The sequence below is a fragment of the Haemophilus haemolyticus genome (assembly GCF_003490595.1).
Classification (GTDB): Bacteria; Pseudomonadota; Gammaproteobacteria; order Enterobacterales; family Pasteurellaceae; genus Haemophilus; species Haemophilus haemolyticus_L.
This window is the reverse complement of sequence record NZ_QQGY01000016.1, coordinates 1-15,166: the sequence shown is the minus strand read 5'-3', so window position 1 is coordinate 15,166 and position 15,166 is coordinate 1. Positions and strand designations below refer to the sequence as shown.

The following is a 15,166-nucleotide window of genomic DNA, read 5'->3' as shown; positions in this document are numbered from 1 at the left end:
TCATTTTCCGATTCAGAATAGGTTGGAGAACCTGTAATTTAAATTCGATTGTGTAGTGTTTACCCATAAAAAAATCTGCACCTCAATTGTTGGTTTGTTGAGTCCAACTTTTGGGGTGCAGATCAATTTTACCGCACTTTTTTCCTACCAAATTTTTGATTTATCTCATCTTTTCATCAAAACATTCTTTACCATTTAACTTCTTGGATTAAAATGAACGTGCTTTTCGAGTATTCGAGAGTACACAATTTAGTTTAACTTTAGATATCACAAGGGTTTCATTATGAAAGGATCAAAATGGCCTGTGGTTGCAGGTGCTGCACTTGGTATCATCGCTCCACTACTTACTTATAGCGGAAATCCAGGCAACATGGGATTCTGCGCAGCCTGTTTCTTACGCGATACGGCTGGCTCCATTGGCTTACATCAAGCCGCTCCACTTCAATACATCCGCCCCGAACTCATCGGATTAATTTTCGGTGCGTTAGTGAGTGCGTTATTTGCGAAAGAATTTCGTGCTCGTGGTGGCTCATCGCCATTCATTCGCTTAATTTTAGGGGCATTTGCCATGATTGGTGCTCTAACTTTCTTAGGTTGTCCATGGCGCGCATATTTGCGGCTAGGGGGCGGCGATTTATCTGCGATTGCCGGTATAGTCGGTTTATTTGTCGGCGTACTAGGTGGTATTTTCTTTAGCAATCGAGGATTTTCGCTCGGCAAAGCAAAAGAACAAGCCCCTGTTACAGGCTGGATTTCTGTCATTATTGCGGGGTTATTACTTATTGGCGTTATCACACAATTTAGTTTTGGCGAAGGTTTACCGCTTTATTTTTCACAAAAAGGCCCTGGCACACAACATGCATTTTGGGCATTATCTTTAGCAGGCGGGCTAATCATAGGAGTATTAATGCAAAAATCACGTTTCTGCTCAATCGGTGCATTCCGCAATTTCATTCTATTCCGTGATTCTTCATTATTGAATGGTGTCATCGCTTTAGTGGTATTTGCTGCCATTACCAATGCTTTACTTGGTCAATTCCATTTAGGGTTTGAACAACAACCTGGTGCACATAATCAATATCTTTGGAACTTCCTCGGCATGGCACTTTGCGGATTATGCTTCGCCCTTGGCGGTGGTTGCCCTGGCAAACATTTGGTTCATCTTGGTGAAGGTGATAATGACTCCGCTATTTTTGTGCTTGGTATGCTTTTAGGTGCAGCCGCGGCGCATCGTTTAAGCCTTGCAGCTTCAGGCTCTGGCATTGGTGAATTCACGCCTTACGCTTTAGTGCTTGGATTTATATTCTGCGCCTATATTGGCTTTACCAAAAAATCCGCTTAATTCACTTTCTATCTGCACTCATCACGAGTGCAGATTTTATTCTTTCCCAAAAGGTTAACTATATCTATCCATCTGAATATCTATATAATATTTAAATAAATAGATAAATAAAAAAGGGCGTACATCACGCCCTTACTCACTTAGTTTAAAGATTATTTTCTTAATGCTTTTTTCAACCCAGCCAATTCTTTTTGCATTGCCGACACTTCTTGTCGCAATTGCAAAACTTCCGCAGAATTGACCGCACTTTGTGTTGATACCGCAGGTTTTGATTTGTTACCGAATTTCCAAGAAACACCTGCGCCAAAGGTTTTTTCCGAACCAGAAAAACTCCCCGCTACATTAAGCAATACATTTTCAGCTGGCTTAAACACTGCACCCATTGCCATCGCCTGCGCATTTTTATAACTACCAACGCCCAAAGACAACGCAAATTTATCATCTTCGCCTAATTGTGCAGGTTTTAATGAAGCCAACGCCGCAGCACTTGCGCCAACGCGGTTAATACGTAAATCTGTTCGATTTAAACGGGTATCAACTTGTGTAAATTGATTATTCACTTGACCAATTTTAGCTTCTACTGCATTTAATTGACGCACATTAACTGCATCATAATCTTCTGTACCATCGGCGACATTAGTGATTTGACGGTAAAGATTATAATTACTATCGCCTACAGAAACGGTGTTAGGACGGTTAGCAAGTGAACTTGCGCCCAAGGCAACGGAGTTATAAGCGGTTGATTCGCTTTCATAACCCAAAGCTAAACTTTTTTCTGCTTCTGCCTTGCTGTGCATACCGAAAGCAGAACCGCGATAGCCGGTTACCTGACTACCGCCGCCGACGGCAGTACCTTCAACCGCGGCAACCGTAGAAAATGCCCCCAAGGCTGTGCTGAATAAGTTATGCGAAGATGCTTTCAAACCAAAAGCTATTGCTCCATAGGTTTCACCCTGCTTTTCGATTAAAGATTGTTCACTTTCACGTTTAATATTAATTTTGGTTGCTTTGCCATTTTCATCCACTTCAATGCTTTTGTTGTCTTGTCCTTGAATAGTATTCTTTTTACCTTTTTCTAGTTTTTCTACACGGCTTCCTGTGCCGAAAGCGGTTGCACCGTATCCGTCCTTGCTTTTTGCAGCAGAACCGATGGCAAGAGAGTTTTCTCCTTCAGCTTCTGCACTGAAGCCAAGTGCAACCCCGCCTTTGGGTGCTTTGGTTTTTGCACCAATAGCGGTACTGAAATTCCCATCTTTACTATCCAAACCTGCTTCTGCCTGATAACCAATTGCTACAGAACCTAAATTTTTAGCTTTAGCCATCCCCCCTATAACCATTGAACCGTGAGATTTTGTATTTCCACTTGCCGGTTCTGGTTCTAAGACTTCACTTTCATCGCCTATTGCAACTGTGTAGAATGTTCCCTCTGCATCACCATTCGCTTTACCATAGACAGGCTTCCACGTAGGAGTTGCAGCAAAAGATTGAACAGAATAAAAAGAAGTGGAAATAAGTAGACTGATTAAAGAAAGGTGGATTAGACTATTTTGCTTGCTTGCTTGCTTGCTTGCTTGCTTGCTTGCTTGCTTGCTTGCTTGCTTGCTTGCTTGCTTAATGATTGTCATAATATTGTTCCTTTTGTCAAATGAATAATAATTAAGGGTTTGAAACTTTAACAAAAAATAAAAAAGAAAAATAGGTGTTTATTTACACATTGAAAAAGTTCATTGGTTTTACTGATAAATAAACCTCCCCCCGTCTTGCATTATCCCCCTTACAGTGTCAAACTCTCCGCACTTTTTAAAACTGTAAAAAATAATGACAAAAAAACGTAAAAACTTAATCAACCAAGATCCTCATTACAAACGAGAATTGGAAAAATACGGCAATCCAATCCCGAGCCGAGAATTTATTTTAAGCGTTATTCGAGACAATAATGCACCGATGAATCGGGATGAAATTTTGACCGCACTTTCCATTCGAAATGAAGAACAAATAGAAGCGATGCGTCGCCGATTACGTGCGATGGAAAATGATGGACAATTAGTGTTCACCAAACGTAAACACTATGCCTTACCAGAAAAATTAGATTTATTTAAAGGCACGGTAATTGGTCATCGCGAAGGTTTTGGTTTTTTACAGGTCGATGGCAAAAAAGATGATTTATTCATTCCGAACCATCAAATGCAAAGAGTCATGCATGGAGATTTTGTCTTAGCTCAGCCTGCTGGATTAGATCGTCGTGGTCGCCGTGAAGTGCGAATTGTACGCGTATTAGAAAGTCGTAAAAAACAAATTGTGGGTCGCTTTTTCTTAGAAAACGGTTTTAGCTATGTGGTGCCTGATGACAGCAGAATTGGCAGAGATATTCTCGTGCCAAATGAACATCGTAATGGTGCTCGTATGGGACAAGTGGTCGTTGTCGAATTGCAAGAACGCTCTGCTAGTTTTAACCAACCAATTGGCGTAATCACTGAGATCCTTGGCTATAATATGGCGAAAGGAATGGAAGTGGAAATCGCCTTGCGTAACCACGATATTCCCCATAAGTTTCCAAGTGCGGTAGAAAAATACGTAAAAAAATTCACTGAAGAAGTCCCAGAAGAAGCAAAAAAAGGGCGTGTAGATTTACGTCATTTACCGCTTGTGACCATTGATGGTGAAGATGCTCGGGATTTTGATGATGCCGTTTATTGTGAAAAACACGGCAAAGGCTGGAAACTTTGGGTCGCAATTGCGGATGTCAGTTATTACGTACGTTTACGTTCCGCTTTGGATATAGAAGCGTATAATCGTGGTAACTCAGTCTATTTTCCGAACCGAGTTGTACCAATGCTACCTGAAATTTTATCAAACGGCTTATGCTCTCTTAACCCTCAAGTGGATCGTTTGTGTATGGTGTGTGAGATGCAAATTTCTGCCAAAGGTAAGCTCACAGATTGTCGTTTTTATGAAGCAGTGATGAATTCTCACGCCCGCCTCACTTATACCAAAGTAGCAAAAATGCTTGAAGGCGATGAAGAATTACGCACTCGTTATTCTACACTTGTGCCTCATTTAGAAGATCTTTATAAACTCTATCAAGCTTTGCTTGGTGCGCGTCATCAACGTGGTGCGATCGATTTTGAAACCATTGAAACTAAGTTTATTTTCAATGCAATGGGAAGAATTGAGCGCATTGAACCTGTTGTTCGTAACGATGCCCACAAAATCATTGAGGAATGTATGATTCTTGCGAATATCGCAGCAGCCAATTTTATGGAAAAACATAAAGAGCCTGCGTTATATCGTATTCATGCCACCCCGAGCGAAGAAAAATTAACATCTTTCCGCACTTTCTTAAGTGAGTTTGGTTTAACTTTAGAAGGCGGATTAAAACCAACCACAAAAGACTATGCTGCTCTCTTAGAAAAAGTTAAAGAAAGACCTGATCATGAACTTATCCAAACAATGCTGCTACGTTCATTAAGCCAAGCTGTCTATCACGCTGATAATATCGGGCACTTTGGTTTGGCTTTAGAAGAGTATGCTCACTTTACTTCGCCAATTCGCCGTTATCCAGACTTAACACTTCATCGAGGCATCAAATATTTACTCGCTAAAGAACAAGGCGCAAAACGTAAAACCACCGATACAGGCGGTTATCATTACTCTTTTGATGAAATGGATTTACTTGGCAATCACTGTTCAATGACCGAACGCCGTGCTGACGACGCAACTCGTGAAGTGGCAGATTGGCTGAAATGTGAATATATGCAAGATCATGTTGGCGGTGAATTTAACGGTGTTATTTCATCTGTGACTGGATTTGGTTTATTTGTACGCTTAGATGACTTATTCATCGATGGTTTAGTCCATATTTCGACTTTAGAAAACGATTATTACCAATTCGATGCAGCAAAACAGCGTTTAATTGGCGAAAATAGCGGAATGCAATATCGATTAGGCGATAAAGTTCGCATCAAAGTTGAAGCGGTACATTTAGAAAATAAGATGGTCGATTTCTCGCTAATGAGGAGTGAACGTAAACCTCGTCGTGCTGGAAAAACCGCGAAAGAAAAAGCCAAGAAAGTCTTTAAAGAACTACCGTCTAAAGCCTCCCAAAAACAAAAAAGTGCGGTAAAAAAGAAAGAAATTTCGAAGAAAACATCTAGAAAACGAAAATAATTCAAATCCCATTGTGGGAATACATTAAAAATTCAAATAAGAAAAAGAGAAATTTATGTCAGAACAAATCTACGGCATCCATGCTGTTACTAGTATTTTAACCCATTCGCCAGAACGTTTAATTGAAGTCTTCGTACTTAAAGGACGTGAAGATAAACGCCTACAACCACTCTTAAACGAACTTTATTCTCTCGGAATTGGCGTGCAATTCGTTAATCGACAAACACTTGATAAAAAAGCTGATGGCGAAGTTCATCAAGGTGTCACTGCTCGAGTACAAGCAGCAAAAGAACTTAATGAAAATGATCTTGATGAAATTCTTGCGAATAAACAAAATCCGCTTTTATTAGTTTTGGATGGCGTGACTGACCCACACAACTTGGGAGCATGTTTGCGAACAGCTGATGCGGCTGGAGCCGTAGCTGTGATCGTACCGAAAGATAAATCGGCACAATTAACATCTATCGCACGTAAAGTTGCTTGTGGTGCAGCAGAAACCGTGCCGTTAATTCGTGTAACCAATCTTTCTCGCACGCTACGCGATTTACAGCAAAATCATAATATTTGGGTGGTTGGCACTGCTGGCGAAGCAACTGAAACCATTTATCAAAGCAAACTGACAGGGCCACTAGCACTTGTTATGGGAGCTGAAGGCGAAGGAATGCGTCGTTTAACACGTGAACATTGCGATCAACTGATTAGCATTCCAATGGCTGGTTCAGTTTCATCATTAAATGTATCTGTCGCAACAGGGGTATGTTTATTTGAAATTGTGCGTCAGCGTTTAGGTTCATAAGAAAAGTGCGGTAAATTTACCGCACTTTTTTAATACCTATTGTCTAGCTTGAACTTCTGCGTTAGCGTAATCAATGGTAACAACCTTACCAGGTAATAACGCACCAGATAGAATTTGTTGTGCCAAGCTGTTTTCGATCTCTTGTTGAATTGCACGTTTCAATGGACGTGCACCATAAATTGGGTCGTAACCCACTTCACCAATGAAATCTAATAAAGCATCGGTAAACACCAATTCATAACCACGAGTTTCCATACGTTTTGCCAAACGTTCTAATTGAATATTGGCTATTGCACGGATATTTTCTTTACCAAGCGGATGGAATACCACGGTCTCGTCAATACGGTTGATAAATTCTGGACGGAAATGTTGGCCTACTACAGACATCACTAAGGCTTTCATTTCGCTATAGCTTTCGTCTTTGCTGCCTTGGATTAAATCAGAACCTAAGTTAGAGGTCATAATCACCACGGTGTTACGGAAGTCCACGGTACGGCCTTGACCATCAGTTAAACGACCATCATCTAACACTTGTAACAAGATGTTGAACACATCCGCATGGGCTTTTTCCACTTCATCGAGCAAAATAACCGAATACGGACGACGACGAACAGCTTCAGTTAAATAACCGCCTTCTTCATAACCAACATAACCCGGAGGTGCCCCGACTAAGCGAGATACACTGTGTTTTTCCATAAACTCTGACATATCGATACGTACCATCGCATCTTCACTATCAAACAAGAATTTCGCCAAAGTTTTGCAAAGCTCTGTTTTACCTACACCTGTTGGCCCTAGGAACAAGAAAGAACCAATTGGGCGATTAGGATCGGAAAGACCAGCGCGGCTACGACGAATCGCGTTTGCTACCGCATCAACGGCTTCTTCTTGACCGATCACGCGTTTATGCAATTCTTCTTCCATGCGTAAGAGTTTTTCTTTCTCACCTTCCATCATTTTAGAAACAGGAATACCTGTTGCTTTAGAAAGTACTTCAGCGATTTCTTCATCTGTGACGCGATAGCGTAAAAGCGCCATTTCTTTGCCTTCGCTGGTTTCAGCTTGCTCAAGTTGCTTTTCAAGAGCAGGGATGCGGCCATATTGCAACTCAGACATTTTAGCTAAATCACCCGCGCGCCGCGCTTGTTCTAGTTCGGTTTTTGCAGTATCTAACTCTTGTTTAATATGTTGAGAACCAGAAAGCGTTGCTTTTTCTGACTTCCATACTTCTTCAAGTTCGGCATATTCACGTTCTTTTTCAGCCAATTCTTTCTCTAACATTTCTAAACGTTTGCGACTTGCTTCGTCTTCTTCTTTTTGTAATGCTTGTTGTTCCAATTTTAGTTGGATAATTCGACGTTCAAGACGATCAAGCGGTTCAGGTTTAGAATCTATTTCCATACGAATGCTAGACGCCGCTTCATCGATCAAATCAATGGCTTTATCCGGTAACTGACGATCGGAAATATAACGATGAGAAAGCGTTGCTGCTGCGACAATCGCAGGGTCAGTAATATCCACATGGTGATGGATCTCATAACGTTCTTTCAAACCACGTAAAATCGCAATCGTATCTTCTACACTAGGCTCGTCCACAAAAACTTTTTGGAAACGACGCTCAAGTGCGGCATCTTTTTCGATATATTGACGATATTCGTCTAACGTTGTTGCACCCACACAATGTAATTCACCGCGCGCTAAACTTGGTTTTAATAAGTTACCCGCATCCATCGCACCATCGGTTTTACCCGCGCCGACCATAGTATGAATTTCATCAATAAAGAGGATAATGCGACCTTCTTCTTTTGATAACTCATTTAAAACAGCTTTTAACCGCTCTTCAAATTCACCGCGGTATTTCGCACCAGCAATCAGTGCGCCCATATCTAAAGAAAGTACACGTTTGTTTTTTAAGCCTTCAGGCACTTCACCATTGACAATGCGTTGTGCCAAACCTTCGACAATCGCTGTTTTCCCCACACCCGGTTCACCAATTAACACTGGGTTGTTTTTAGTACGACGTTGTAATACTTGAATCGCTCGACGAATTTCTTCATCACGTCCAATTACAGGATCAAGTTTGCCACTTTCTGCACGAGCAGTTAAATCAATCGTATATTTTTCTAATGCTTGTCTACTTTCTTCTGCATTTTGATCGTTCACGTTTTGTCCCCCTCTAATTTGCTGAATGGCTTGCGAAATTTGCTCTTTTTTCGCACCGCACTTTTTCAAAATATCGCTGAGCGCTCCTCGTTCTTCTAAAGCTGCAAGCAAAAACAATTCGCTCGAAATAAATTTATCTTGGTTTTGTTGTGCAAATTTATCACATAGATTGAGCAAATTAATGAGCTGGCGTGAAAGTTGTACATCACCGCCATTGCCAATAACCTGTGGCAATTTATTTAGTTCAGTCTTTAATTCATTACGCAATAAAGTTACATTTACGCCACTTGCAGTTAAAATTGGCGTAATGGAGCCACCCTGTTGATTTAACAGTGCGGTCAATAAATGCACGGGTTCAATAAATTGATTATCTTTTCCGATAGCAAGTGATTGTGCTTCGCTTAAAGCTTCTTGGAATTTTGTCGTAAATTTTTCAATGTTCATACACTTTCCTCAATTTGGTTTTGGCTTTCGCCGTTTGCTCAAATTAAGTAAGATCGTTTGAAAGGATTTCAAGAGAAAAATTGAAATATTTTTGATTTTATCTATCAATAAAAATTTGATGATAGGTTTCAACCTACCAAAATATCGAATAGTGGCACATCCCAATGCTCAGTAGGAAGATTTTCTACTTGCTGACATCGATGCGCTAAACCTACTGGAATAAAAGATTTATCTTGCCAATTCTGCAACGTGCGATCATAAAATCCCCCCCCCATGCCAAGGCGATTTCCCTGTTTATCAAAAGCCACCAATGGCGTAAATAAAATATCCAATTCATTTAATGACAAAACATTTTGAACATTCAGCTTCGGCTCCCAAATACCAAACTGATTTGGTTTCATTGGCGTATCAGGTAAATAGCGTAAAAACAATAAATGATGTTGAGTAAAAGGATGTAAAACAGGCAAATACACATTTTTGTTTTGCATCCAAAGGGATTGGATTAACGCTTTTGTTGAAATTTCGCCATCAAAAGAAAAATATAATGCAATATTTTTGGCTTGTCGTTGCCCGATAAGATTTAACGCCTGTTGAGTAACCGATTGTTCAGCTTGGTACTGTTGAAGCGCGGTTAAATTTGCGCGTATTTTTCGGATTTCAGCGCGGATTTTCTGGCGTTTTTGAATATTCATAGATATGAAAGAAGAAGATAGGACCCAGAGTGCCGCTGCGGGCAGTAGTCCTTGAACCCGACGGTTCAAGGAAATCAGTTGATACCGTTTTCAGGTTTCTTAGCCCAATGAACGAGTCAAAGGTTAAGCCTACACACCAACGATAGGAAACCAATTTATAAGATTTAAAGTATCGGCTCAGGGACATAGCCTACTGACGAACACTCCAGGTAATTCTTATAGGTTTATACTAGCCCAAATTCTCAGTATTGACTAGCATTTATTTGTCAATTTTAACGAGTTGCTTATAAAACGGCAAAGAGTGTGATAATACAAATTAGTTTTAGGTATTTATTGATATTCGTAAGGGAAATCTAAAAGACATAGCGGTGATTTTTTAATTACTGAGCCGAATTAACTGTGTCTTCTAGTTTAAAAATCTCAGCTCAATTCCACCGCACTTTTAAATTTAATATTGTTCTTTAGTTACACGGATATTTTCTAACGAATGATCTAATTGTTGGATACCCGTTCTCAATACCTCTTCAATTTTAGCCGCTTTATTTTTTTCTTGGCTTAATTCAAAACTCAAATTAAGCGCCACAATAGAAAGCACACGATCAAGCTGAATAAGGCCTGTCTTTTCTTTCATTTCAGAAACCAATATATCTAAATTACGGGCAGCTTGGCGCAATAATTCTTCTTGTTCAACGGGCACGTTTAAACGTAAGACCTGACCCAAAACTAAAATTTCGACCAATTTTAACGACATTTGATTTCCTTAAATTAAATATTTGAGTGGCGGATATTATGCCATAGCAAAAAACGTTCGTCACAAATTTTACATTGAATCCGCCGTTCGCTCATCACCATAAATTACGCTATAATGCCCGCATTTTTCAGTTTAAAACGAGATTTTTATGGCCCAAATTGCAACAAATCCTCTTGTGCTAGTGGATGGTTCTTCTTATTTATATCGTGCATTTCATGCCTTTCCACCTTTAACTAATGCCGCAGGTGAGCCAACAGGTGCAATGTACGGCGTGTTAAATATGCTAAAAAGCCTCATCTCACAAGTACAACCCTCTCATATAGCCGTTGTTTTTGATGCAAAAGGGAAAACATTTCGTGATGAAATGTTTGAACAATATAAATCTCACCGTCCACCAATGCCTGATGATTTACGCAAACAAATTCAGCCTTTGCACGATATGATTCGTGCCCTTGGCATTCCTCTTTTAGTCATTGAAGGTGTCGAAGCGGATGATGTCATCGGTACGCTCGCACTACAAGCATCGCGTTTAGGTAAAAAAGTGCTCATTAGTACTGGCGATAAAGATATGGCACAGTTAGTTGATGACAATATTATGCTTATCAACACCATGAATAATAGCTTATTGGATCGCAAGGGTGTGATTGAAAAATACGGTATTCCACCTGAACTCATCATTGATTATCTAGCACTCATGGGCGATAGTGCAGATAACATTCCGGGCGTTGCTGGCGTTGGCGAAAAAACTGCACTTGGTTTACTACAAGGCATCGGAAGTATGGCTGAGATTTATGCCAATCTTGAAAAAGTAGCAGAACTACCAATTCGTGGTGCGAAAAAACTAGGTGAAAAATTATTGGCAGAAAAAAACAATGCCGATCTTTCTTATACATTAGCAACCATCAAAACCGATGTTGAACTTAACGTGACAACAGATGAATTGTTGCTTGGAGAAAGTCAAAACGATCAACTCATCGAATATTTTGCTCGCTACGAATTTAAACGCTGGCTTAATGAAGTGATGAATGGTGCTGACTCCATAACCCAAACCACTGAACAGCCAGTGAAAATTAACCAGTATCAGGCGACATCACCAGCTCAAAACTCGGTGAGAAATAGTGCGGTGGAAAATACGCCTAAAATTCAAATCGATCGTACAAAATATGAATCCTTGCTCACTCAAGCGGATTTAACACGCTGGATTGAAAAACTCAATTCAGCAAAACTCATTGCAGTCGATACTGAAACAGACAGTCTTGATTATATGTCTGCGAATTTAGTAGGTATCTCTTTTGCTCTTGAAAATGGCGAAGCCGCTTATTTACCATTGCAATTGGATTATTTGGATGCGCCAAAAACACTCGAAAAATCGACTGCACTTGCAGCTATCAAACCCATTTTAGAAAATCCTAACATTCGCAAAATTGGACAAAATATTAAATTTGATGAAAGCATTTTTGCCCGTCATGGCATTGAATTACAAGGTGTTGAATTTGATACGATGTTGCTTTCTTATACGCTAAACAGTACGGGTCGTCATAATATGGACGATTTAGCTAAACGTTATTTAGGGCATGAGACTATCGCATTTGAAAGTATTGCAGGAAAAGGGAAAGGTCAGCTTACGTTTAATCAAATCCCCTTAGAACAAGCCACAGAATACGCGGCAGAAGATGCTGATGTGACAATGAAATTACAACAAGCACTGTGGTTGAAATTGCAAGAAGAACCAACGCTTGTTGAATTGTATAAAACAATGGAGTTACCATTACTCCATGTGCTTTCTCGTATGGAACGTACAGGCGTTTTGATTGATAGTGATGCCCTCTTTATACAATCTAACGAAATTGCCACAAGATTAACCGCACTTGAGGAACAAGCTTACGCATTAGCGGGTCAGCCATTTAATTTGGCCTCCACCAAACAATTGCAAGAAATTTTGTTCGATAAACTTGGGCTACCTATTTTACAAAAAACGCCAAAAGGTGCGCCATCAACGAATGAAGAAGTATTGGAAGAATTAGCCTATAGCCACGAATTACCAAAAATTTTGGTTGAACATCGTGGCTTGAGTAAACTCAAATCCACTTACACGGATAAACTGCCTCAAATGGTCAATTCACAAACAGGCCGAGTGCATACCTCTTATCATCAAGCCGTCACGGCGACAGGGCGTTTATCATCAAGTGATCCAAACCTACAAAATATCCCAATTCGGAATGAAGAAGGTCGTCGTATTCGACAAGCATTTATCACGCGTGAAGATTATTCTATTGTCGCCGCTGACTATTCTCAAATTGAGTTACGCATTATGGCGCATCTTTCCGGCGATCAAGGCTTAATTAACGCCTTCTCTCAAGGCAAAGATATTCACCGCTCCACGGCAGCTGAAATCTTTGGCGTGTCATTAGATGAAGTCACCAGTGAGCAACGTCGCAATGCTAAAGCAATTAATTTCGGCTTAATTTATGGAATGTCTGCGTTTGGACTTTCACGCCAACTGGGTATTTCCCGTCCAGATGCACAAAAATATATGGATTTATATTTCCAACGCTATCCTGGCGTACAGCAATTTATGACCGATATCCGTGAAAAAGCGAAAGCACAAGGCTATGTGGAAACGCTATTTGGTCGCCGTTTATATTTACCTGATATTAATTCTAGCAATGCTATGCGTCGTAAAGGAGCAGAACGCGTAGCGATCAATGCACCGATGCAAGGCACGGCTGCGGATATTATTAAACGAGCGATGATTAAAATTGATGAAGTAATCCGTCACGATCCAGATATTGAAATGATTATGCAAGTACACGATGAATTAGTGTTTGAAGTGCGGTCAGAAAAAGTAGAATTTTTCCGTGAGCAAATTAAACAACACATGGAAGCCGCTGCGAAATTAGTTGTTCCGTTGATTGTGGAAGTAGGTGTTGGACAAAATTGGGATGAAGCGCACTAAGGAATTTAATCATGAATAAAGTTATTAAAAGTCGCCACTTTACGGCAAAACGTACTTGGGGAGCCCTCGATATTACCAATATGAATGGTATTTCGGTGCGTCTACACTGGACAGATAAACCTTACAAATGGCATATCAATGACGGTGAAGAAGTCTTTGCTGTCATGAATGGTACGGTGGAAATGCGCTACAAAGAAGATGGTCAAGAGAAAGCCGTATTGCTCCATACGGGTGATATTTTTTATGCGGGTATCGGTACCGAACATGTTGCTCATCCACAAGGTGAAGCGCGTATATTAGTCATAGAGAAAGAAGACAGTATTTAACAAATTAAAAAGAATTTTATGAATCAAGAAAGACTTAACGAAATTGAAAAACCATTACTCCACATCGTTAAACATGATGTTGTGCCAGCCCTAGGCTGTACTGAACCCATTTCTCTTGCGCTCGCATCTGCTACAGCTGCGAAATATTTGGGCAAAACGCCTGAACGTATTGAAGCCAAGGTGTCGCCAAACTTAATGAAAAATGGATTGGGTGTTGCAGTGCCAGGAACAGGTATGGTGGGATTGCCTATTGCTGCGGCAATTGGCGCATTAGGCGGTAACCCAGATGGCGGTTTAGAAGTATTAAAACATATTACGCCAGAGCAAGTTATTGCCGCTAAATCTATGCTTGAACAAAAATTAGTGAGTGTAGATATTCATCAAACCGAACATATTTTATATTCAGAATCAACATTGTTTGCCGATAATGATTACGTGAAAGTAGCCATTCAAGATCAGCATACCAATGTTATTTTGATCGAAAAAAATGGTGAAATCATTTTTCAGAAAGTGGAGGATGAATGTGCTAATTACGATCCTTATGAAGTGTTTAAACAAATTAGTGCACGCGAGCTTTTTGAATTTTCCAATGCAGTTGAATTAGGAAAAATTCGTTTTATTAGTCAAGCTGCAGAGCTGAATCGAGCGCTTTCAGATGAAGGTTTGCGAGAAAATTATGGCTTGCATATTGGTCGCACGTTGAGAAAACAAGTGGGTAGCGGTTTAATTTCTGATGATTTGCTAAGCAAAATTATGATTGAAACTACAGCCGCATCAGACGCAAGAATGGGCGGAGCTACGCTGCCTGCGATGAGCAATTCTGGTTCCGGCAATCAAGGGATCGCGGCAACGATGCCTGTTGTCGTTGTTGCAGATTATCTCAAAGTGAGTGAAGAAAAACGAATCCGCGCACTTTTCTTATCCCACTTAATGGCCATTTATATTCATAGTAAATTACCCAAACTCTCCGCACTTTGTGCTGTAACTACGGCATCAATGGGAAGCTGTGCTGGTATTGCTTATTTACTCACAGGCAAATTTGAAACAGCTAGCATGGGCATCTGTAGCATGATTGGCGATATTAGTGGCATTATCTGTGATGGTGCCGCCAATAGCTGTGCAATGAAAGTCTCCACCAGCGTTGCTTCAGGCTATAAATCGGTACTTATGGCAATGGATGAAACCCATGTTACTGGCAATGAAGGTATTGTCGAACACGATCTTGATCAAACCATTGATAATCTCTGCGCTATTGCATCAAAAAGTATGCAACATATCGACAGACAGGTTATTGAAATCATGGTGAGTAAACCTTGTCCTTAATGAAAATAAAGTGCGGTGAAAAATAAAGAAATTTCAATTTCATTGGCATTTATCGTAAACAAAAGGGTTGAGTATAAATTGTAGAAGATCAGACTTAATCTGACAAATCATAATAAAAAGTGAGATTTTCCCATTTAGAATATGAGTGTCAAAATCAATCTAAACAAAAAAGGAAACTCTCATGTTTTATTACTTACAACCCTCTC

The 15,166-nt window shown here is 40.1% G+C and carries 10 protein-coding genes and 1 other RNA gene; 6 read left to right on the top strand and 5 right to left on the bottom strand.

Annotation, left to right across the window (positions count from 1 at the left end):
• The first annotated feature begins 283 nt into the window (after positions 1-283).
• The gene (gene yedE, locus DV415_RS09930) at positions 284-1,342 is read left to right on the top strand and encodes a YedE family putative selenium transporter (RefSeq protein WP_005632118.1); all 1,059 of its coding nucleotides are present in this window, start codon (positions 284-286) and stop codon (positions 1,340-1,342) included.
• Between the two features lie 152 nt (positions 1,343-1,494).
• Here yedE and DV415_RS09925 read toward each other — a convergent pair whose 3' ends face one another.
• Positions 1,495-2,679 (bottom strand): YadA-like family protein, encoded by a 1,185-nt coding sequence (locus tag DV415_RS09925; protein WP_338153080.1) that lies wholly within the window; start codon positions 2,677-2,679, stop codon positions 1,495-1,497.
• Positions 2,680-3,160: 481 nt separating this feature from the next.
• On the opposite strand from DV415_RS09925, the gene rnr reads away from it, so the two are divergent.
• On the top strand, positions 3,161-5,509 hold the full coding sequence (gene rnr / locus DV415_RS09920; protein ID WP_118791087.1) for a ribonuclease R: 2,349 nt from the start codon (positions 3,161-3,163) through the stop codon (positions 5,507-5,509).
• Between the two features lie 55 nt (positions 5,510-5,564).
• A complete protein-coding gene (gene rlmB / locus DV415_RS09915; protein ID WP_118791086.1) occupies positions 5,565-6,305 on the top strand; it encodes a 23S rRNA (guanosine(2251)-2'-O)-methyltransferase RlmB in 741 nt (246 codons plus the stop codon).
• Positions 6,306-6,341: 36 nt separating this feature from the next.
• On the opposite strand, the gene clpB is transcribed toward rlmB, so the two are convergent.
• From clpB to DV415_RS09895, 4 genes are all read right to left on the bottom strand, one after another.
• Positions 6,342-8,912, bottom strand: coding sequence for an ATP-dependent chaperone ClpB (gene clpB, locus DV415_RS09910; RefSeq protein WP_118791085.1), 2,571 nt, complete (start codon positions 8,910-8,912; stop codon positions 6,342-6,344).
• Positions 8,913-9,040: 128 nt separating this feature from the next.
• On the bottom strand, positions 9,041-9,604 hold the full coding sequence (locus DV415_RS09905; RefSeq protein ID WP_118791084.1) for a 5-formyltetrahydrofolate cyclo-ligase: 564 nt from the start codon (positions 9,602-9,604) through the stop codon (positions 9,041-9,043).
• 17 nt (positions 9,605-9,621) lie between these two features.
• A non-coding RNA gene (gene ssrS / locus DV415_RS09900) (6S RNA) lies at positions 9,622-9,819 on the bottom strand.
• A gap of 233 nt (positions 9,820-10,052) precedes the next feature.
• Positions 10,053-10,355 carry a cell division protein ZapA gene (locus DV415_RS09895; RefSeq protein WP_118791083.1) on the bottom strand — a complete coding sequence of 101 codons (303 nt, stop codon included), beginning with the start codon at positions 10,353-10,355 and terminating at the stop codon, positions 10,053-10,055.
• Positions 10,356-10,503: 148 nt separating this feature from the next.
• Between DV415_RS09895 and polA the strand changes: the two genes are divergently transcribed.
• The 3 genes from polA to DV415_RS09880 are packed head-to-tail and all read left to right on the top strand — an operon-like array spanning position 10,504 to position 14,960.
• Positions 10,504-13,311, top strand: coding sequence for a DNA polymerase I (polA, locus tag DV415_RS09890; RefSeq protein WP_118791082.1), 2,808 nt, complete (start codon positions 10,504-10,506; stop codon positions 13,309-13,311).
• Positions 13,312-13,322: 11 nt separating this feature from the next.
• On the top strand, positions 13,323-13,637 hold the full coding sequence (locus DV415_RS09885; RefSeq protein WP_118791081.1) for a cupin domain-containing protein: 315 nt from the start codon (positions 13,323-13,325) through the stop codon (positions 13,635-13,637).
• Positions 13,638-13,655: 18 nt separating this feature from the next.
• Positions 13,656-14,960: an L-cysteine desulfidase family protein gene (locus DV415_RS09880; protein WP_118791080.1), complete on the top strand. Its 1,305-nt coding sequence runs from the start codon at positions 13,656-13,658 to the stop codon at positions 14,958-14,960.
• Positions 14,961-15,166 lie beyond the last annotated feature (206 nt).

Coding starts and splice junctions, on each gene's coding strand:
- DV415_RS09925 (WP_338153080.1), bottom strand. CDS start 2,679: ATGGTTATAGGGGGGATGGCTAAAGCTAAAAATTTAGGTTCTGTAGCA.
- DV415_RS09880 (WP_118791080.1), top strand. CDS start 13,656: ATGAATCAAGAAAGACTTAACGAAATTGAAAAACCATTACTCCACATC.
- polA (WP_118791082.1), top strand. CDS start 10,504: ATGGCCCAAATTGCAACAAATCCTCTTGTGCTAGTGGATGGTTCTTCT.
- DV415_RS09905 (WP_118791084.1), bottom strand. CDS start 9,604: ATGAATATTCAAAAACGCCAGAAAATCCGCGCTGAAATCCGAAAAATA.
- DV415_RS09895 (WP_118791083.1), bottom strand. CDS start 10,355: ATGTCGTTAAAATTGGTCGAAATTTTAGTTTTGGGTCAGGTCTTACGT.
- DV415_RS09885 (WP_118791081.1), top strand. CDS start 13,323: ATGAATAAAGTTATTAAAAGTCGCCACTTTACGGCAAAACGTACTTGG.
- yedE (WP_005632118.1), top strand. CDS start 284: ATGAAAGGATCAAAATGGCCTGTGGTTGCAGGTGCTGCACTTGGTATC.
- rnr (WP_118791087.1), top strand. CDS start 3,161: ATGACAAAAAAACGTAAAAACTTAATCAACCAAGATCCTCATTACAAA.
- rlmB (WP_118791086.1), top strand. CDS start 5,565: ATGTCAGAACAAATCTACGGCATCCATGCTGTTACTAGTATTTTAACC.
- clpB (WP_118791085.1), bottom strand. CDS start 8,912: ATGAACATTGAAAAATTTACGACAAAATTCCAAGAAGCTTTAAGCGAA.